Here is a 19332-nt window from a genome sequence, read left to right as displayed (position 1 = left end):
CCCGGCAGCGGCTGTGTGAAGCACGGCGGCGACGATCGCCCGATCGGGTGACTGCACCCTCCTCCGCTCCGTCCGGGTCTGCACGGTGAGGTAAGATGATCGCGTTCCCCGATCATCTCCAGGATCTGGCCTGTTCCACCGACTTTAAGACCGGCCATGCGCAGCCACCGCAGATGGTCCACCAGCAGAGCCGGAGCGCGGCGGCGTTGGTGGGAACTTGTGAGTGGTGAAGCCCTGGCTGCGCTGGTGGCGCGCTGCCGTCGTAAGCGCGGGTGAGCGGCGCGCGGCTACGTCTTGGGCGAGGAGGGGCTGCACGGCCACCTTGAGGTCGGACCGTTGCATTGCCAGCGTGGCGGTGGCGACCTTGCCGAGTGCCTCGCTGCGGTCGGTGGTGATGGGCAGCGTGTAGATGTCCAGGCTCGGGTTATGCCGCCAGCCGTGCTCTTCCAGGATGAGCGGGCCGCCGAGAGCGGAGGAACCGTCGGCGGTGGCGGCGACCACGCCGAGCTGCGGATGCTCGGCGAACGCGACGTCCGGCTCAACGCGCGGGCGCCGGTCGCGGGCGGGCGCTGGTCCGGAGGCCAGCGAGGGGTCGAACGCGGCGTCCACGTCAACCCGGTAGCCGGCCTTGCGCAGCAGCGCGACGGCCCGGGTGGCGCGGCCTTGCCCATCACGCTGCTGGTTGGCCAGCGCGTACAGGTCGGGGTGGTCGGGGACGGGGTGGAAGTCGAATCCCTTCAACATCCAGGCACTTGCGGCCAGATGCTTCGGGTTGGAGGCGACGATGCCGAAGTCGGGGTGGCGGCCGACCGCGACGTCGGGAAGCAGGTCGTGCTCGGGGGTGGGCATGGCGGATCCATCCGGTGCGCGCAGGGGAAGAGGGGCGGTCGAGGGCGGGGATGGCTCTGCTGGTGCGGGACACGGCGGGCTCCAAGCTGGGCAGCGGTCAGCGACCGGGTGCGGACGAGGGTCGGGCGGAAGGCAGGGAGGGATGTATCGCTGAAGCTGACGGCAGTTCGGCTGGGGTCGTGCGCCGCGCGGTCGGCGAGACCGCGAGAGCGGCGGCGACTCGGGGCGCCGCCGGTTCCTCCGGGGCGACCCGGTCCACTCGGGCCTGGACCTTGTCGGGGTGGCCGGTGTGCCGGTCGGCCAGGTCGCCATGCATGGACCGAATCTCCAGCGCGTAGGAGTCGAGCTTCTTGGCGATGTAACGCAGCCGGTTCGTGTAGTGGGGATCGGCGGGTTCGCCCAGGCCCTCCCACCAGTCGGCCGTTGTGTTGAGGGACTCCACGACGCGCTGGAGAACACCGTCACCGGGAGCGGTCAGCTCGCTCAGTGCGGCGACGGCCTCGCTTGTATGTGCCGCCGACCGGATGGATTGGGTCAGGTGGCCGATCCGGTCGCCGAGGCTGAGTCCGTGATCGCCAGGAGGCTGCAGGCTTGGGTCGAGCAGGTCGGGATCGCACGAGACGTCGAAGCCCTCGGCCTGAAGCATGTCGAAGGCCCGAGTCACCATCTGCCGCTGCTCGCCCAGGTCGGTCATGGCGGAGGGCAGTCGGTGGAAGCGCTCGCGGAACAGCACGACGGGGACGAAGCCCGCACGGTGGAGAACCGCGTCGGCAGCGCTCTCCTGGGCAGGTCGCCACAGTTCCGGTCGGGGCGGCACGCCGAACTGATCCAGGCGCGTGTCGATGGCAGCGAGCAGGCGGGGGATGCTGCCGCCATGCCAGGCGTAAGGACCGTCGCGCTCCGAGTCGTAGATCACTTCGTGGAGCGTGGAGTCGTCAGGATGCCCGCGCGTCACCAACCAGCTCTCCGGATACCCCGGCGGGTGGTCGGTGGGCGGTTCCTGAGGCGGAGAGATGATCAGCGAGCTGCCGTCGGGAAGTTCGGCGTGGACGATGTAGTCACTGAGGCCGTACTCGCGCTGCCGAAGCGGCGTGGTCAAGTGGCTGTACTGGTGCTCACGCTCCGACGTGCCAGCGGCGGCTTCCTGGATGAAGGGTTCGCTGGTGCGCGCCGTGATGCGTGTGCCCTCGCGTTGGAGGGTGACCAGGGTCTGATCGGGGCGCATCTGGGCTTCTCCGTGGCCGGCCGTCCCCAGCGGTCGACGATGGCGGGAGGCCGCAGCCGGGCGGGGACTGTAGGGGTAGTGGCGTTCGTTGAGGATCCGGCGATCGGACGGTTTGGCCTCGCCGGAGCTCGGTGCTAGAGGCGTCAGCGCGAGCGGCGCACGGCAGGGGGGTCGGACGCCGCCGAGGCGGGCGGCGAAGTGGGAGAGGTGCCGCGCTGGCCGGAGGCGGACCGGGCCAGGGCCGCCTGGACACACCCGGTGTGCGCAGACTGGTCGACGCCGATCCGGTCGGTCAGGTGATCGGCAGCCCTGGCCAACGCCGCTCCGCTGTAGCTGAGTTCGTCGGCGTAGTGCCAGCTTTCGGAGTTGCGGATCTCGCGGGCTCGTTCCTCGTAGAGCTCCCGCGACCCGGGCATGGACCCCTCCATGAGCGCGATGACCTGATCCCACTCGCGGCGGATCTCGCCTACTCGCTCCAGTACGGAGTCGATCCCCCGCAGGCGCAGCAGGTCGGCGCTGATCGGGCCGTCAAGGTAGTCGGCCGGTTGCGCGGCGGCCCGTACACCAGCGAGGACTTCGGGGCCGTGGGTCAGGAAGGTCTCGACATGCTCCCAGGCGGCGGCGTCCCGGGCCACCTTGCCGTCGACGTAGCCGGTTTCATCGACGGGCCAGCCGTGCTCGTCGCAGTACGAGTCGGAGACCGCGTCCCACTGGTCCGAAGCCTGCGTGATGCCATAGGCGGCGGAGGCCAGGGCCTGGACGCGCGCCCGCCATGTCGCCCGCTCGCCGGCATCTTGCGGCTGGCAGTCAGGGGTGGCGGAGGAGTCGGGGGAGGTGGGCATGGTCGTCCTCGTTTCTGTACGGGTGCCTCACTGGGAACGCGGCAGCGAGCGCGTGACGGATGGTGGGACCGGAGCAGGAGCGTCGCTCTGCTGGCAGGGGGAAGTTCCCCGGGTCGATGCCGCTGGCGAGAGGCGGGCCGCTGCTGCCGCTTGGTGCGACCGGGAGCGGATCTCGTGGTCGACGTTCTCCGCGACGAGATGCAACTCCTCGCCGAGGTCGGTCAGCTGGGAGGCGATGGCGTCCAACTCGGACGCGCTGCTTCGGGCACCGTGGATGCGACACCACTCGGAGGCGGTTTCAAGCATCTGATGCAGGCGGGCCACCGCGCCGAAGTCCTCCGTAACGGCCTCGTGGAACAGGTCGATGAACACCTCGGTTCGGGCTGTGGCGAGGCAGTCGTTCCAGTCAGTGGCCGGTGCGCCGCTGTCCGGACTCGCGGCCGGGCCGGTCGTTGGGTGACGCTGGTGTAGGGCCGTGTTCTCGACCACACCGAACCAGAGACCGGGAACGAGCCCGGACCGGGAACCCACGACCCCACGTAGACTCACTGCCGTACCTCCCTGCGCTGCATAGGAATTGAGAAGCCGTCAGTTGCAGTGAACTCGCGGGGGTCTGCATGCATCCGGGCGTCCGTGTCGAACAGCTCGCGCTCGGCCGGATGCAGGATGTGCTGGGTGATGAAGCTCCGACCTGCGACTTTCCACAGGCCCCGGCCCTTGGTCAGGGCGGACACGGCCTGGGTTTCGACACCGGTCAGGCCGAGCAGCGACGCGGCGGCGGCGAGTTGGTCGGGCTCCTGGCGGTAGATGATGCGGGTGCTGCAGTCGGCGAGGAGGCCCTCGGCCAGCACCCGGCCGCGCGAGCCGGCGTCGCCCGCGCTCAGCAGATCGCTGAGACGGTGGATGACCATCAGGTTGGCGATGCCGAGACCGCGGCTGAGCTTCCACTGGCTCTGCATGCGCTCCAGCAGGCCGACGTGCCTCATCACGCGCCATGCCTCGTCGTAGATCACCCAGCGCCGACCGCCGTCCGGGTCGGCGAGCGCGGACTCCATCCAGGCGCTCGCGCAGGTCATCGCGAGGACCAGCGCGGTGTCGTCGCCCGAGCCGCCCAGGCGGGAGAGGTCGATCGACAGCATCGGGGTGGTCGGGTCGAAGGCCACGGTCGAGGGAGCGTCGAACATGCCGCTCAAGTCGCCGTGGACCAGACGGCGCAGGGCATGCGCGAGGTCCTGCGCGGCGGCTCCCATGCGCCCCGCCTGGTCGCCGAGGGCCCGGTCGAGGCGCTCGGGCGAGCCGAGGGTGTGCGCGATCTCGCCGAGCAGAGGCACGGTGCCGCCAGCCTCGGCTTCCGCGACGACCAGGTCCAGCGCGAGATCGAGGGCCGTGTGCTCCATCGGCAGCAGATCGCGCTTCAGCACGGTGCGCGCGAGGCCGGCCAGGAGCAGGAGACGGCGCTTGCGGACCTCGGTCGACCAGTCGTCCTCGCTCACCGAGGCGGGCCGGGCCGGAGCGTCCAAGGGGTTCAGCCTGCCCGGGAGCCCCGGGCCCAGCGCGATGCTGTAGCCGCCGAGAGCCTGCGCGACGACCGTCCACTCGCCCTTGGGGTCGCAGGGCACGTAGACCCGGTAGCCGTGGGCAATCGCCCGGGTGGCTATGGACTTGGCCAGCGCGGACTTGCCCATGCCGATGATCCCGGCCAGGACCGCGTTGGGGTTGGTGAAGCCCTCGATCCGGCCGCTGCTGTACAGCGAGAACGGGTCGTAGCAGAACGCGGCCTCCGCGTGGACGTCGCGGCCGATGAAGATGCCCTCCGCGCCCAGGCCGCCCTCGGCTAGGAAGGGATAGGCCCCGGACACGGTGGCGGTGGTCATCCGGTGGGCGGGCAGGCTGAGCTTGCCGCCGCGTGCCGAGGAGGAACCGGGGCGGCCGGACGGCGGATAGGTCGGCCGCAGCTCCGGGTCGAGGGTCTCCTCGTCGCGGCGCTTGGGCGGGGCTCCAGCGAGGCGGGCCTGGCGCCGGGCCTCGGCGAAACCGGCGCGGGCGGCGCGCTGCTCGGCGCGCGATGCCTTGCAGGGGACGAACAGGTGGGAGGCGCTGGCGCGGGTGCGGGACATGAACGATTCTCCAGACGGAAGGCAGGGTCAGTGGCGGATCAGGCCGGTGAACGGAGCGTGGAGGTCGGCCGGGGTGGTGCGGCGTCGGACCAGGTGCGCGGTGCGCTGGTGGCGCTGGCAGATGGTCAGCTCCGGTGCCCCTTCTGGCAGGCTGGCCTGGCACGCTTCGCGGTCGGGGACCTCGCCGGAACCGGGCCGGGGGGCCGCGTGGTAGGCGGCGTGGACGTAGTCGGCGGCCTGCCAGATCCGGGTGCGGGCGGCGCTGAGCTGGTCGCCCTCGATCGGGACGAGCCGACCTGTGCGGGCGGCGTGGGCATCGAGCAGGCCGTGCAGCGAGACGAGATGGGCGTGCAGGGCGTCCAACTCGGCGCGGGTGGTGACGAGAGGACCGCCTGGCACGTTGAGCGCGCGGTGGAAGTCGAGCGCGGCGGTGGCGAAGGGCACGAAGTCCTGCGCGGTCGGGCTGGCGGTGCGGGACATGGAGGTGCTCTTTCGGGGGGAAGGAAGGCCGGCATCAGGCGGCGAGGGCGAGCGGCATGGCGGCGGCGGTGAACGCTTCGGCCTGCTGCCAGGTGAGCGGCCTAAGGTCGAGCTGGGCGCCGACGGCCGCGGTCTCCACGACCGCGCAGGCGGAACGGAGTTCCTCCTCGGAGTCGGCCGAGACGGCCAGCAGGCCGGTCAGGGCGACATCCGCGTGGCCCGCGATGAGCTGGCGCTCACGGGACTTGATGTCCTGGTACTCGATCGAGTCCGCTTCGGAGTCGACCTGGCCGCGCCGCGCTCGCTCGGCGGCGTCGGCGATCACGCTGGCCTTCTTGCGCTGGACGTCGCGCAGGGCGGCGTCCAGGCCCTTCGGCTCGTACGACAGCGACAGCGTGCGCCGGACCCCGGCGGTGAACAGGAGCTGGTGCAGAAAGCCCGCTGAGGTCTCGATCCGGGGCCAGTTCTCCACCCAGTACGTGGCGTGGACGGCCGAGTCGGTCGCGATGTGGTCCGACTTCTCGACGACCACGACCGGGCCGGCGGCGGCGGGGTCAGCCTCGGGACGCCCGGAGGAGGACCAACGATCCAGCGCAGCAAGGGTCTTGGGGTCGTATGCCGTTCGCACGACTGCCGCGATCTCGTGGGCGGTGAGCCAGCCGGTGGGGTTGAGCCCGGCGGTGCGCGCGGCCTGGTCGAAGGTCGAGGTCAACTGCGCCAGGACGCTGAAGGATCCGGTCAGACCGCCTCCGGCCTGGTTGATCAGCCGCCTGGCGGCCTTGGCGTCCAGCGAGACCGCGACGTACGCCTCGTGCGGAGCCGCCGCCGGGCCCGCGCTCTGGATTAGCTCGCTGTAGACCTGGCCGGCCACCGGGGCATCGGGCCGACCGTGCTCCTCCCAGTACCGGCGAAGGGCATCGCCGGAGTCCGGCACGGTGCGCTCGATCACCTGGATCCGGGCGACGTGGCCGGTGCGTGCCAGCGCGGCGAGGGCACGGCCCCAGCCGTTGACGTTGGCGTTCTGGGTGCCCGGGTCGAGCAGCGCGTAGGCCCGGGAGGACACCTTGACGACGGCGGTCAACGTGCCGGTGTGGGGGTTGTGGACCGCCCCGTACCGGCGGTCGGGCGCGGTGACCACGTGCAGGCTGGCTGCGGTACCGGGCAGGTGGAGGAGTCCTTCGCGGACCGGGCGGCGGGAGGGCCGGGCGAGCCAGATCAGCTGGCCCCGCATCCGGCGGAGCGCGTACCGGGTAATGATCGGAGCCCAGTCGGCCAGGGCCCGGCCTCGGTATCGGACGAAGATGAGCAGGGCGATGGCAGCCCACAGCGGGATGAGTTCGAGAGCGCCGACCACGCCACGGGCGAGGATCACGGCGAGCAGGAGCAGGCCGGTGAGGCTCACGACGATCAGCTGCGGCGCGGTCAGGCCAAGCAGGACGCCGCGCCTGCTGCGGTGCGGGAACTTCACCGTGGCTGTGGTCGCTTCGGCTTGGGGGTTGTCAGACATGGCGGTTCCAGACAGTGGGAGCGGGCGGGAAGGGGCGGAAGGCGCGGCGCTCTTCTGCAGGTCATGGCAGGACTCCGTCTCGGGTGGTCGGGGGGAGGGGGCGGGCTGGAGGGACGCAGCCCGCCCCCTGGGTGAGTGGGTCAGGACCCGGATGGCGGCTGGTTGGGGTAGACCCAGCTCGTCGGAGTCGGGGAGCCGGTCGCCGACGGACCGGTGGAGAGCGGCGGCGGTGCGGCAGGACCGCTGGGCGACACGGCACCTGCGCGGATCAAGCTGCTGCCCGGAATCGACGCACCAGCGGGCTGGGCAGCGGAGGGAGCGCCCCCCTCAGAGCCTCCTGCTTCGGTGTCGGCAGGCCGCGTGATCAGCGCAGGGATGCCGGGGCGCTGGATCAGCGCGCGGCCCTTGTCGCCGGAGGCGTTCGGGTCCTCGCCGTACCGGAAAGTGGTCCGCGGCTTCGGGGGGCCGGCGTCGATGCCCTCCTTACTCAGGTTGCCGCCGGTGGGGTTGATGCCGGTGGCGACACCGTCGCTGCCCGCGCCGGGGACCCGGCTCGGCCCCTGCGGAGCAGGAGTGCCGGTGCTGGCCTGCAGCGCGAGGCTGCCCGCGGTCTTCGCGGCCCCTGCGGCGACCGCCATGCCGGCGACGCCGGTACGGTGCAGGTCGTCGTGTCCGCCGCCGTCACTCGCCCAGTGGACGAACTTGTAGGTGGCGTAGGGGCAGAGGAGGACCAGGACCATCACGACGATGCCGGCCATCGCGTCGGACAGGGCGGCCATTCCGTCCTTGGCGTCGGACTTGCCCATCGCCGAGACGCCGATCAGGAAGACCACGGTCATCAGCAGTTTCGACACGACGAGGGTGGCGGTGGCCTCGGTCCAACCCCTCCGCCAGCGTTTGGCGACCTCCCAGCCGCCGCCGGAACCGGCGAAGACCGCGAGGGCGACCATGATCAGGACGCCGACCTTGCGGGCGACCATCACGCCCCAGTACATGAACGCGCCGATCGCGCAGCCTAGGGCGACCAGGGCTGGGACGCCCCAGCCGAGGCCGTACATCGGCCCCAACTCGTTGACCTTGATGACGCGGCGGATCGCGTCGTCCACTGAGCTGTTGGCTGCTTGGAACAGGCCGTCGGACAGAGCGTCGACCACCGTGATGGCTACGGACGTGAAGGCGACGGCGCAGAAGGAGAAGAGGACGCCGGTCATCGTGCCGATGGCGGCTTGAGCGAGGGCGCGTTCGTCCCGTCGCCAGGCCGCGAACATCAACTGGATGCAGAACGTGCCGACGGTCAGGGCGAGGCCGATGGGCAACAGCAGCTCGTAGTTGTCCCGGAACCAACCGGCGTTGAGATCGATGGCGGTGGTTTCGTTGACGGCCTTGGCGGCGAGATCTGCTGCGCTGGCGGCCAGCTCACCCGCAGACTTCGCGATCCACGCCCCGATGCCGTCGGTGACGGACCCAGCGGGGTTCGTGGCGAAGTCGATGGCGCCGCAGACCTTGTCCATCAGCGGAAAGTCGCAGACTCCCATGGCGATACCTCCTTTCTGGGGCGGGGGTCAGGGCGCGACGGCCGACAGGACACCGGCCAGGGCGCAGGGCTGGGAGGGGCGGCACTGGACCGCGAGGGTGGTGACGCGGTTCTCGGCGCCGCCGTGCGGCGACCCGTTCCAGGCGATCGACTGTTTGCCGGAAACCGTCACGGCGTAGACGTACGCGGTGGTGATCGCCCCGGGGTCCGCCTGCAGGGCCTGGGTGAACGAGTCAGGGAAGTGCGCCTCGTTCACGGTGGCGGTGGCGAACTGGCCGTTGGCGGCCATCTCCTTCCACAGCACGCGCGAAGGGACGAGTGCGTCCACCGAGGCGGTGTCGGCGTACTTGGGCTCGCTGGTCAGCCACTTGTGCAGGGCGGCCAGCAGCTCATGCTGGGAGTAGGCGCGGGTGTCGTAGGACCACAGCGCCGCGGCCGCCGCCTTACCGAAGGTGATCGGGTCGTGCGTGGACGGGGGAACGGGCAGGGCGCTGCGGCTCCCGTGCGGTGGTGACGAGGCGGAGGCAGAAGCGGTCGGGGAGGAGGGGGAAGCCGAACTCACCTGTGGTGCAGGAGCCTTGGAGGAGGTCCTGCCGTCGCGGGTGAGGTAGGCGGCCAGGCCGGCGAGGGCGACGAGCACCACTAGGACAGCGGTGCCGAGCAGCGCCCGGCGGCGCACGCGAGATGCACCGTCGGGGTTCGTAGAGCGGGGAGACATCAGTGGACCTGCGTCCCCAGCGTGCTGAAGAACGCCACCACACCGTTCGCGGCACCCAGCAGGAGGGCCGCGCCGGCGCTGACCAGCACGCCCTTCTTGCCGTTGGCCTCAGCCTGGTGGCCGCCGGAATGGTGGCCCCAGGCCCACACACCCGCGCTGACGGCGAGTGCGCCGACCACGGCGATGATCCCGAAGAGGTTGATCGAGCCCATCACCTGCTTGAGGACCGCCAGGCCCGGCAGCCCGCCCCCGTTCGGCTTGATCCCGGGGTCGTAGGCGAGCTGGACGACCTTGTCGGCGAGGTACATGATTTTGAACTCCAGTTCGATTTGGTGCACGCCAAAGCCCGAGGGGGGCCAAGCGCAGGGAGGGGGAGGGAGAGAAGCGCCGGTCAGACGACTCGGCGGGCCGCGAGAATCCGCGGCTTCCAGGACGCGAGGGTCGCGAGGCGGACCACGTCGCCGGTGTGCGGGGCGTTCACGATCAAGCCCTGGCCGACGACCATCCCGACGTGTTCCGGGACTTCGGCTGTCCCCTCGGTGAAGACGAGGTCACCGGGCTGGAGAGCGTCGACCGATACCGGCTTGCCCTCCTTGACCTGCGTGTACGTCGTCCGGGAGAGGGAGACCCCGGCGGCCTTGTACGACTGCTGCATCAGGGAGGAGCAGTCGCAGCGACCCATGGGGTCGGGCCCGTGGGAATCGGTGCAACTCCCGCCCCACTGGTACGGGGTGTCGAGCTGGCCGAGCGCCCATCGGATCGCCGTCTGAACCTTGGGCGGAGCGTCAGCCGGAATCTTGTATCCGGCCGGCACCGCGCCGGGCGGGATGGTTCCGAAGTCGGTGCCGTCCGCCGTACAGCCGCCCGCGGTACTCGGCGGAGGACTGGCCGTGCTGTCCGAGCCGGACGGCGAGGGGCTCGGCGACGTGCCGCCGGCCTTGGACAGCAATGGCTCGATCGCCTGCTGCAAGGCGGTGGCCAGGGGCTCCCACTTCGCGTACGCCTCGGGGAAGCCAGACTTCTGCACCGCCTGGGCGGCCTGGGCGACGGACAGCGACTGCCAGCCCGAGACCTTCTCCAGAGCCTCGTAGAACATCGTCGAGGCGTGCACCGGGTCGAGGATCTCGCTCGCGGTGCCCCATCCCTGCGACGGCCGCTGCTGGAACAAGCCCAGTGAATCGCGGTCGCCGTAAGTCAGATTCCGCAGGCCGCTCTCCTGCAGGGCGGTCGCCAGGGCCACGATCTGACCCCGGGCTGGGATGTTCATCGCGACACCGGTGGCCTGAATGGTCTTGGCGTTGGGGATCTGCTCGGCCGGGTCGTCCAGGCCCGGTACGGAGACCGTGCCCTTGCCTCCACCGTCCAGGATCGCCTTCACCTGAGCGGCAACGGCTGAGGTATCCACAGCCCGTGAACCGCCGGTCGAGCAGGAGGCCGAAGCAGTCCCGGCCCCGATGGCGAGGATCGGAACGGCCAGCAGAAGCGGACCAGAGGCGAAGAGACCGACGACTGCTCCGGTGGTCTTCTTCATCGCCGCCGCCGCCGTTCGCCGAGGCGGACACCCCGGCCAGGCAACGGTGTTGGCTCAGGATGTGGGCGTATCAGGGCGTGCTGCATCGCAGCGGCTCCTCGCGGTTCGTAGGAGGCGCGGTGCCGACTTCTCGTGCAAAGCCGTCAGCACCGCGCCGATGTGAATCCGCCTCTCAGGGCGGGCCCGGATCAGGGGAGTTGATAGCTCCCGGACGCCGGTCTCGAGTCATGCGCGGCAGCCAGCCGCGCTCGTAATCTCAGGCAGTGCACCGGGTCTCCTCACGGCCTTGGGAACGGGGGACAACACGCCTTCCGGGCCACGTTTTTGGACACGGCAACACGGATCAGCACAGGTCAGTGCGGGCGGAGCTGGGTCTGCCCCGGTGACACGGCGAGACAGTAGACCGGGATTCCGGCCGCACCAAACGACCGCCGAACCCAGGCCCGAAGCACGGCACAGATTCGTTAGGTGCGGCCGGAAATCGCGGCTAACCTCCGGCGCAACCCCACTCCGAACGGCCGCTGTTGACCGCCGCCCGGAGCTGGCCCGAGTCCCGTTGTGCCCTGAAAGAGGCCCCGCACATGAGCTACACGCTGCACCGAGGCGACGCCCTCACCGTGCTGAAGACCCTCCCGGACGAGAGCGTCAACGCCGTCATCACCGACCCCCCGTACAACTCCGGCGGACGCACCAGCTCGGACCGCACCGGCCGCACCGCCCGCGCCAAGTACGTCACGGCCGGATCGGCGCACGACCTGCAGAACTTCCCCGGCGAGAACCGCGACCAGCGGAGCTATCGAAGCTGGCTGACCGCGCTACTCACCGAGGCGTACCGGGCCGCGACCGAGCACTCCGTCGCCATGGTCTTCTCCGACTGGCGCCAGGAGCCGACCACCAGCGACGCCCTGCAGATGGCGGGCTGGACCTGGAGCGGCACGATCCCCTGGATCAAACCCGCCAGCCGGCCCCGCAAGGGCGGGTTCAAGCAGTCGGCCGAGTTCATCATCTGGGGCGTCAAGGGCAGCCTTGACAGGAACCGGGACCTCTACCTGCCAGGTCACTTCATCGCCTCCCAGCCCCGCAAGGACCGCGTCCACATCACCCAGAAGCCGGTCGAGATCATGCGGCAGCTCGTGCAGATCTGCCCCGAAGGCGGCACCGTCCTCGACCCGTTCACTGGCAGCGGCTCCGCGGGCGTCGCTGCCCTGCGCGAGGGCCGGCAGTTCGTCGGCGTCGAGCTATCCTCGCACTACGCCGACGTGGCAGAACAGCGACTGTTGCAGACGATGCAACAGAATCGCACTCAGGAGGACTTCGTTCTCGCCGGTCCCGAGGACGGCTGATTGGTCGTCAGGGCAACGCCCGAAACTTCTACCTCGGGTATTGCCCTCGAGGTACGCCAGACTCAACAATGTTGCATTCGATGCAACGGAGGTTGGCGTGTCGAAGTCAGGTGAGTTGGCCGGGTCTGCCCGTCTGGAACTGGTCGATGGTGTCGCTTTGTTGGACCCCGCGTCGGCGGTGTTCGAGGCGATGCTGTCGGGGTGGACCCGCCAGCAGCGGGCTCGATTCCTGCAGGAGTCCCAGACGATCGCTCCGCGGATCGCGTTGGTACGTCGGTTCGCCGCGTTCTCGGGGCAGTACCCGTGGGAGTGGCAGCCGGCCGAGGCCGAGGCGTTCATCAGCCACCTGCGCTCGGAGGCCGGGCGGCCGATCGCGGTGTCGACCGCCCGCGGGTACGAGGTGGTGCTGCGACTCTTCTGCGAGTTCGTCATCGATACCCGGTACGGCTGGGCGGCCGAGTGCCTGCGCCGGTTCGGGCAGGCACCCCAGCAGATCTTCCACGAGTGGAACAGTATCGCGCACGTCAGCGAGTACGAGGGCGATCCGCGCAGGCGTCCGCTGACCTATGACGAAGTCCAGTCGTTGTTCGACGCGGCGGACGGCCGGGTGGAGGAGATCCGGACCAAGCGGCGCAAGGGAGCGCTGGCGGCGATGCGCGATGCCGCGCTGCTGAAAGCGGTCTACGCCTACGGCCTGCGGCGCCAGGAGGCTTGCCACCTGGATCTGGCCGACCTGCGGCACAACCCGAAGGCTGCGCTCTTCGGCCGGTTCGGCGCGGTGTTCGTGCGATACGGCAAGGCATCGCGGGGTGGGGCTCCGAAGCGGCGCACGGTGTTGACCGTGCCGGAGATGGACTGGATCGTGCCGGTCCTGGAGCAGTGGGTGGACGAGGTTCGCCCGTTGTTCGCTCCGGGGCAGCATCCGGCGCTGTGGGTGACCGAGCGACGGGGCCGCCTGTCGCGCCACTGCGCGAACGAGGCGTTTGCTCACGCCCGCGCCGCGGCCGGACTGCCGACCGAGCTCGACCTGCACTGCCTGCGCCACTCCTACATCACGCACCTGGTGGAGTTCGGCTATCCCGAGCGGTTCGTGCAGGACCAGGTCGGGCACGCGCACGCGTCGACGACGGCACTGTATACGGGGGTCTCGGACGAGTTCCGGACCCGCCTGCTGGTACGGGCCTTGGAAGCACACGGCGACGAGTTGGGGATGGCACCGGCGTGATCAAGAAGATGGGATACCAGTGGCACCTTCGGAAGCTGATGGCGGACGCCGGGATGTTCCAGACCTCCGAGCTCGGGCCGCTGCTCGCTGAGCGAGGCGTCCACCTGTCCCGCGAGCAGGTCTACCGGCTGGTCACCCAGCCTCCGCAGCGGCTGTCCATGGACACCCTGGCCGCGCTGTGCGACATCCTCGGCTGCACGCCTAACGACCTGATCGAGATCACCGCGGCGGCAACCGAGGTGCGCAAGAGCACCGGGGCTGGCACGGTTGCCCCGCCACCGCCGGTCCGCCGCTCGACCATTCGCCGTCCGGAGGGACTTTGACCCGTGGCGGCTGGCCCGCTGGAGCAAATGCGAGCCCGGGTCGTGCTCGACCTGGTCGAGACGGTGCCGGGGCTGGAGGAGCAGGAAGCAGTCCGGTTGCTGGCCGAGGCGAAGGCGCTCGAAGTCCGTTCGGTCAAGGAACTTGACGTCTTCCTGCACCGCCTCCCAGATGCCGTCACCAGGCCGGTCGGGGACTTTCCTTTGGCCTGGGTCCGCCTCGCGCACCGTTTGTACACGGCGGGCTACCCGGTCGTACTCCCGGCCTGCGCATGCTGCGGGGCGGTCACGACCAGCTTGAGGCCCAGCCCGAAGGGCCGGGTCTGTCCGCGGTGCGCGCCCAAGCGCGAGCCGAAGCCCTGTGCTCGATGCGGCCGGACCGCACTGATCATGGCCCGCAGGGCCGAAGGAGGGATCTGCAACCGGTGCTACCTCAACGACCCGGCGGTGCGGGTCCCCTGCGCGCGCTGCAGCAGGCCGCGCCCGCCCGCGGGCCGCGACGCACAGGGCCACCCGGTCTGCGAACGCTGCTGGGGACGGCCCGTGCGCACCTGCACCGCCTGCGGTACGCCGGCCCCGACCAAGGCGAACGGTCCTGACGGACCATTGTGCCAGCCCTGCTACCAGCGCACCCGCCAGCCCCGCTACATCTGCGCCAGCTGCGGCGACCTTGCCCCGGTCAGCCGCCGCAGCAACCACCCCGCCGGAGAGAAAGGAGGAATCTGCTACCGCTGCTATCGCCGCCCCACCATCGAGGCACCCTGCGCGGTCTGCGGCCGGCAACGGCCCTGCTACCGGCAGCGCGGCGGCGCGCCGACGTGCTGGGCCTGCCGACCCCTGCCCAAGCAGACCTGCACCCGCTGCCGCCGCTCACGGCCAGTGGCCGCCAACTGGCCCATGGGCCCGGTCTGCACCCCCTGCTACCAGCGCATCCGCACCCGCCCCGAGCCCTGCCCGCAGTGCGGGAACCGCCGCCCCCTCATCTGCGCCGCACACCTCCAGGACACCGGCGAGACGGCGATCTGCGGACCGTGCGCTGGAGCCGACACCAACCACCGCTGCAACAACTGTGGCAACGAAGAGGGCGCCTACGCCGACGGCCAGTGCCTGCGCTGCGTCCTGCACCACCGACTCCGCGACCGCCTTGCCCGCCCCGACGGGACCCAGCAACCGCAACTCGCCCCTCTTCTCAAGGCCCTGTCCGACACCACCGAGCCCGCCAACACCCTGCGCTGGCTCTCCCACAGCCCCTCCGCCCGGCTTCTGACCCGCCTCACCGCCGACCACCGACCGATCAGCCACGACCTGCTGGACGAACTGCCACCCGGACACGCCGAGCGCTACCTTCGCCACACCCTGATCGCCACCGGCGTCCTGCCGCCCCGCAACGATGACCTCGAACGCATCCCCGTCTGGCTCGACACCCAGCTCGCCGAACGCCCCCCGCACCACGGCCAACTCCTCCGCCCGTTCACCACCTGGGTGTTGCTCCGCAGGGCCCGCCGCCAAGCCGCCGACCGCTTGCACACCGCCTCTGCGGCCCAGCAGATCCGCCGTCGCGTCCGTCAGGCCCTGAGACTCCTGGACTGGCTCGACGCCCACCACCTGGATCTGGCCCGCCTCGACCAAGACCGGCTGGACAACTGGCTAATCGCGAACCGCTCCCGCTACGAGATCAAGCCGTTCCTCGACTGGGCCGCCCAACGCGGCCTTACCGCCCCACACATCATCGCCACACCGCCGGCCGCCACCGCCGCCCCGGTCATCACCGAGGACGAGCGCTGGCAGCAGCTCCACCGGTGCCTGACCGACACCAACCTGCCGCTCGAAGTACGCGTCGCCGGATCCCTTGTCCTCCTCTACGGCATCCCCGGCGAACGACTCCGACACCTGACCACGAAGCAGATCCACGGCGCCACCACGGACAAGACATTTCTCCAACTTGGCGAGACCAAACTCTGGATCCCACCACGCCTGGCCGAAATCCTCCACCAACTCGCCAACGCCCCTCACCAGCGCTCCGCTATGACCCGAAACGTCACGGACCAGACGCCCTGGCTGTTCCCCGGCGTCGTTCCTGGCCACCCGCTCAGCCGCAAGGCGTTCAACGACCGGCTCGCCCGCCAGGGCATCCACACCAGACCCGCTCGCACCGCAGCCCTCATCGCCCTCGCCACCGAACTACCCGCACCGGTACTGGCCGACCTCCTCGACATTCACATCCACACTGCACTGAAGTGGGCCCGTCACGCGCAACGCGACTGGAGCACCTACCTCACCGCGAGGGCCACCGACCTCACTGCTGCCACGCAACCAACTCGGCCATGAACGTCCTGCACCACAACCGGGTGGCGTCTCCGGAAGGTCGAGTAGAAGACTGCGAGCGTGTATCTCATCGCCACTTGGCGAGAACTGACGTTCATTCCGTTGACTCGATCAGCGTGGGGCTGCCCGGAGGGAGCCCTGCTCACACCATCGTGAGGAGACCTGGCTTGGCTGTCTCATGGGATCTGCTGATATCCACCGCAGGTGGTGTCACCGCAACGGTCGTCGGCGTCATCGCCGGCGCTGTCGTCGGGCGCCGCGGCCAGCACCAGCAATGGCTGCAGGCGACGCAGACCGCCGCCTACGAGAAGTTCCTGCAGGCATTCGGGGCCGTGGAGGCGGAACTGCGTGAGGCATTCCTCGACGAGCGCAGGCCCGCCGTCGACTGGGCGCCTTTTGTGGCCGCCCAGCACTCGGTCAGCCTCGTCGCCGACCCGGCGACCAGCGCAGCAGCCGAGCGGGTCTGCGAGATTCTGGAGGACTTCACCATCCTGTTCCACGGTCGTCAGCCGACCGACCTTGAGGAACTGCGGCCGATTCATACCGCGCTGGGCGAGGCTCACCTGAGCTTCGTCAATGCGGCCCGGTGCTCCCTCGCCCCGTCCCAAAAGCACCTGGACCGATCACTGGGCGGCCCCTCGCCCTGGCGGGGCGTCGAGTCCTTCTACACCCGACCTGACAGAAGCCTCGACTGATCCTTGGCTGGACGTCCGACTGAAAGGCAGGAATCTCGTGAATCTCCCTTGGGGAACCCTCATATCCACCGCCAGTGGAGCGGCCGCGACAATCCTGGGCATCCTCGTGGGCACCCTGGCCGGGCGCCGCAATGAATCCAGGCAGTGGATACGCGATCGGAAGATCGCCGCGTACGAGCGTCTTCTTCAGAGCTTCGGCGCGGTCGAGATCGGCATGCGACACGCGTACTGGGAGCAGCGCGAGCCGGAGGGGATCGACTGGGAGCAGTGGAACGCGGCCTTGGTTTCGATCAGCCTGGTAGCCGATACCGATGTGGGGGTGGCTGCGGAGCAACTCGGCGCAGTCATCGGAGAGTTCAGTGCCTTCCCGTTCGGGGAGCCAAAGGACATGGCGATGCTTCGTCAGATTCACACGAAACTCGACGCTGCACAACGGGAGTTCGTCAACGCCGCCAGGCGATCGATCCACGCGTCAGACACGAAGCAAGTCCCCTGGCGTTTGGGTGGTCCGCCACCCTGGGGGGAAATTGAAGAGATCCATCAGCGAGACAACGACATCGGTCGCGTCATCCCCTGAACCACATTGGTTTGGAGCGTCACGGGACATGCACCAAGGGCCCTGCCCCCAGGGTCAGGACACCATGTTGGGCCGAAACCGTCACGCGAACGACGGCCACCGGTTGGCGGCCCACTCCCGCCAGCCCGCCCAGCCGGGGGGCGGGCCGGCGGCCCCGCAGCCTCCCAACTCCGCCGCGTCGGGCTCCTCGAAGTGCGCCCGCCCATTCAGGATGTCGGCCTCGGTCATCGGGAACGTCTCCTCGGGGGCGGTCGCCCAGCGATGAGCGATCCGGGCGCGTTGGGTCTCGTCGTCTACCGGCAGGTAGACCATGCGGAAGCACGCGTCCTCGGCCTCCACCAACCAACGGATCGCGGACCGTTCGTCGCGGGACCAACAGCCGTAGTCCACCACAACGTTGGTGCCCAGCTTGACTGCCTCCAAGGCGAGCCAGAGCATGCGCCCCTCCAGCACGTCGCGCTTCCCGTCTGCCTCCGCCGCGCCGAACAGGGGAACCATCCAGTCGTCGGGCGTCAGGCGCAGCGCGCCGTGCTCCTCGGCGAGCTGCCGAGCCCTCGTGGTCTTTCCGGCCCCAGGCAGGCCGACCATCAGGAACAACGTGGTCACACCCAGATCGTGGCAGGGAAGCCGGGCGGACGACCACCGCTTTATCTGCCTGATCACGACCTGCGCTCCGGCGCCCGGACTTCGGCAGACGCGGCGCAAGTCACGCCCACTCGTCATGCGTCAGATCGCCCCGCCCCACCACCCGAACAATGGCTCAACGTGACGCGTCACGTGACCCGCCGGACAGAACCTAGCCCAAGGAATACTCCCCATACTCAAAAACCCCACTGCACCAGTTGAACAGCGGCTGCGAGGCGCGCTGACCCAGGATGACTTCGAACTCGCTGGGCCCGAGGAGTGAGAGCGCAAAGCTCGGACAGCGGGCGCAGAATGCGGAGGAGGGCGGTTGTTCCACCACTGTGGTGGAACAACCGCCCTCCTCATGAACGGGCAGTTACCCAGCCTCGATGCTCCGCTGGACGAGATCGGTAGCCCGTACTAGGTCCTCGCGCGAGCCGATCCGGACCTCGACGCCGCCACGGATTCCCAGGACCCCCACGCCGCGCATGTCACGGGAGAACCCGTCGTGCAGCTCCACGGTGTCCGGATCCAGCTTCAGGTTGACCGCGAGCAGCCGGTTCCGAGGCTGCAGGCGCACCGTGGCGACGTTGTTGATCCGCCTGTAGGCGATGTAGTGGAGCTGGGACTCCTTGCGGACGCCCGGGTGCGACAGCAGCAGCTCGTCGAGGTCCGCGTACAGCTCCTTCACCTCCTCGGGCGATTCGTCGAGGTACTGCTGGACCGACTTCGGCGCAGCAGACCCAGCGCGGATCGTTCCCGACGTTCCGCCCCGCGCGGAGGTGCGGGTACCGCCAGCCACTGTGATGAGCTGCAGCGTGAGTACGTCCTCGAAGACCCGGTACGTCACGAGGTCGATCCGGTGGCCGATCATCGCCACCGCAACTTTGTCGTGGTGCGTGAAGGCCCCGGCAACGCAGACGATCCGAGGAGCGTTCCAGTCGATGTCCCTGGCAGCCTGGTCGCCGAGTTTCTCCCGGGTCAGGCTCTCGAACTCGTGGTGGTGGTCGTGGAGCCACCACAGGTACGAAAGTCCCTGACTGATGACGTTCTGGTCGCGGTTGCGCTTGTACTCGACGATGACCGGCGTGCCGTTCTCGTCCAGGCCGAGGGAGTCGATCCGGCCTCCGTGATGGCCGGTGCGGTACTCGGTTGCCAGGAAGCGGATGCCGAGCATCGCCTCCATGTTGGCCTCTATCAGCCGCTGCAGCTCGACCTCCACCCCCACAGCCGCCCCCGGCACCTCCACCGCTCGTCCGCCTCTCACCCTGAAGACCTTCAGGTTGCTCATGCGCCTTCCTGACTCCGTCTTGGTCACTGAGAACGGACAATCGAGGTCTGGAAGCATTTATTCCGGCAGCGTCCCGCAGCTGGCAGGCGGGGCTGCTCAACGAGACCTTGCCGTGTCGCTCATCGCCGT

At 69.5% G+C, this 19332-nt stretch carries 19 protein-coding genes; 6 read left to right on the top strand and 13 right to left on the bottom strand.

The annotated features are described in order from the left end of the window. Positions 1-144 precede the first annotated feature (144 nt). The 11 genes from ACZ60X_RS24095 to ACZ60X_RS24045 all read right to left on the bottom strand — a co-directional run bounded on the left by ACZ60X_RS24095 (position 145) and on the right by ACZ60X_RS24045 (position 10803). A complete protein-coding gene (locus tag ACZ60X_RS24095) occupies positions 145-849 on the bottom strand; it encodes a hypothetical protein (protein ID WP_469601980.1) in 705 nt (234 codons plus the stop codon). A gap of 97 nt (positions 850-946) precedes the next feature. Continuing rightward, entirely contained in the window at positions 947-2074 is a 1128-nt protein-coding gene (locus tag ACZ60X_RS24090; protein ID WP_469601977.1) for a hypothetical protein, read from the bottom strand. Between the two features lie 143 nt (positions 2075-2217). Continuing rightward, positions 2218-2916 (bottom strand): hypothetical protein, encoded by a 699-nt coding sequence (locus ACZ60X_RS24085; RefSeq protein ID WP_469601974.1) that lies wholly within the window; start codon positions 2914-2916, stop codon positions 2218-2220. Positions 2917-2943: 27 nt separating this feature from the next. Continuing rightward, positions 2944-3288 (bottom strand): hypothetical protein, encoded by a 345-nt coding sequence (locus ACZ60X_RS24080; RefSeq protein ID WP_469601971.1) that lies wholly within the window; start codon positions 3286-3288, stop codon positions 2944-2946. Between the two features lie 173 nt (positions 3289-3461). Further along, positions 3462-5033, bottom strand: a complete 1572-nt coding sequence (locus tag ACZ60X_RS24075) for an ATP-binding protein (protein ID WP_469601968.1) — start codon at positions 5031-5033, stop codon at positions 3462-3464. 27 nt (positions 5034-5060) lie between these two features. Then, positions 5061-5513 (bottom strand): DUF6238 family protein, encoded by a 453-nt coding sequence (locus tag ACZ60X_RS24070; RefSeq protein ID WP_469601966.1) that lies wholly within the window; start codon positions 5511-5513, stop codon positions 5061-5063. A 34-nt stretch (positions 5514-5547) separates the two neighbouring features. Continuing rightward, the gene (locus tag ACZ60X_RS24065) at positions 5548-7020 is read right to left on the bottom strand and encodes an SCO6880 family protein (protein ID WP_469601963.1); all 1473 of its coding nucleotides are present in this window, start codon (positions 7018-7020) and stop codon (positions 5548-5550) included. Positions 7021-7160: 140 nt separating this feature from the next. After that, on the bottom strand, positions 7161-8555 hold the full coding sequence (locus ACZ60X_RS24060) for an SCO6881 family protein (RefSeq protein ID WP_469601960.1): 1395 nt from the start codon (positions 8553-8555) through the stop codon (positions 7161-7163). Positions 8556-8582: 27 nt separating this feature from the next. Beyond that, on the bottom strand, positions 8583-9272 hold the full coding sequence (locus ACZ60X_RS24055; protein ID WP_469601958.1) for a hypothetical protein: 690 nt from the start codon (positions 9270-9272) through the stop codon (positions 8583-8585). Further along, positions 9272-9580 carry a DUF6112 family protein gene (locus ACZ60X_RS24050; protein ID WP_115909714.1) on the bottom strand — a complete coding sequence of 103 codons (309 nt, stop codon included), beginning with the start codon at positions 9578-9580 and terminating at the stop codon, positions 9272-9274. The genes ACZ60X_RS24055 and ACZ60X_RS24050 overlap by 1 nt, the downstream gene beginning before the upstream one ends. A gap of 83 nt (positions 9581-9663) precedes the next feature. After that, entirely contained in the window at positions 9664-10803 is a 1140-nt protein-coding gene (locus tag ACZ60X_RS24045; protein WP_469601955.1) for a C40 family peptidase, read from the bottom strand. Positions 10804-11384: 581 nt separating this feature from the next. On the opposite strand from ACZ60X_RS24045, the gene ACZ60X_RS24040 reads away from it, so the two are divergent. From ACZ60X_RS24040 to ACZ60X_RS24015, 6 genes are all read left to right on the top strand, one after another. Continuing rightward, positions 11385-12146: a DNA-methyltransferase gene (locus tag ACZ60X_RS24040; protein ID WP_469601952.1), complete on the top strand. Its 762-nt coding sequence runs from the start codon at positions 11385-11387 to the stop codon at positions 12144-12146. Between the two features lie 97 nt (positions 12147-12243). Next, entirely contained in the window at positions 12244-13371 is a 1128-nt protein-coding gene (locus tag ACZ60X_RS24035) for a tyrosine-type recombinase/integrase (protein WP_469601949.1), read from the top strand. Continuing rightward, complete coding sequence (locus ACZ60X_RS24030; RefSeq protein ID WP_469601947.1) at positions 13368-13694, top strand: helix-turn-helix domain-containing protein; 327 nt, start codon at positions 13368-13370, stop codon at positions 13692-13694. The genes ACZ60X_RS24035 and ACZ60X_RS24030 overlap by 4 nt, the downstream gene beginning before the upstream one ends. A gap of 540 nt (positions 13695-14234) precedes the next feature. Continuing rightward, on the top strand, positions 14235-16019 hold the full coding sequence (locus ACZ60X_RS24025; RefSeq protein WP_469601945.1) for a hypothetical protein: 1785 nt from the start codon (positions 14235-14237) through the stop codon (positions 16017-16019). A 164-nt stretch (positions 16020-16183) separates the two neighbouring features. Further along, the gene (locus ACZ60X_RS24020; RefSeq protein WP_469601942.1) at positions 16184-16711 is read left to right on the top strand and encodes a hypothetical protein; all 528 of its coding nucleotides are present in this window, start codon (positions 16184-16186) and stop codon (positions 16709-16711) included. 106 nt (positions 16712-16817) lie between these two features. Further along, positions 16818-17288, top strand: coding sequence for a hypothetical protein (locus tag ACZ60X_RS24015; RefSeq protein ID WP_469601939.1), 471 nt, complete (start codon positions 16818-16820; stop codon positions 17286-17288). Between the two features lie 81 nt (positions 17289-17369). On the opposite strand, the gene ACZ60X_RS24010 is transcribed toward ACZ60X_RS24015, so the two are convergent. Together ACZ60X_RS24010 and ACZ60X_RS24005 are read right to left on the bottom strand one after the other, a co-directional pair. Next, a complete protein-coding gene (locus tag ACZ60X_RS24010) occupies positions 17370-17894 on the bottom strand; it encodes a P-loop nucleotide/nucleoside kinase family protein (RefSeq protein WP_469601936.1) in 525 nt (174 codons plus the stop codon). 394 nt (positions 17895-18288) lie between these two features. Beyond that, complete coding sequence (locus ACZ60X_RS24005) at positions 18289-19203, bottom strand: DUF5655 domain-containing protein (protein ID WP_469601933.1); 915 nt, start codon at positions 19201-19203, stop codon at positions 18289-18291. Positions 19204-19332 lie beyond the last annotated feature (129 nt).

The sequence above is a fragment of the Streptomyces sp. NPDC104106 genome, assembly GCF_055584345.1.
Note: the sequence above shows the minus strand (reverse complement) of the source record. Positions and strands in the feature narration are given on the sequence as shown.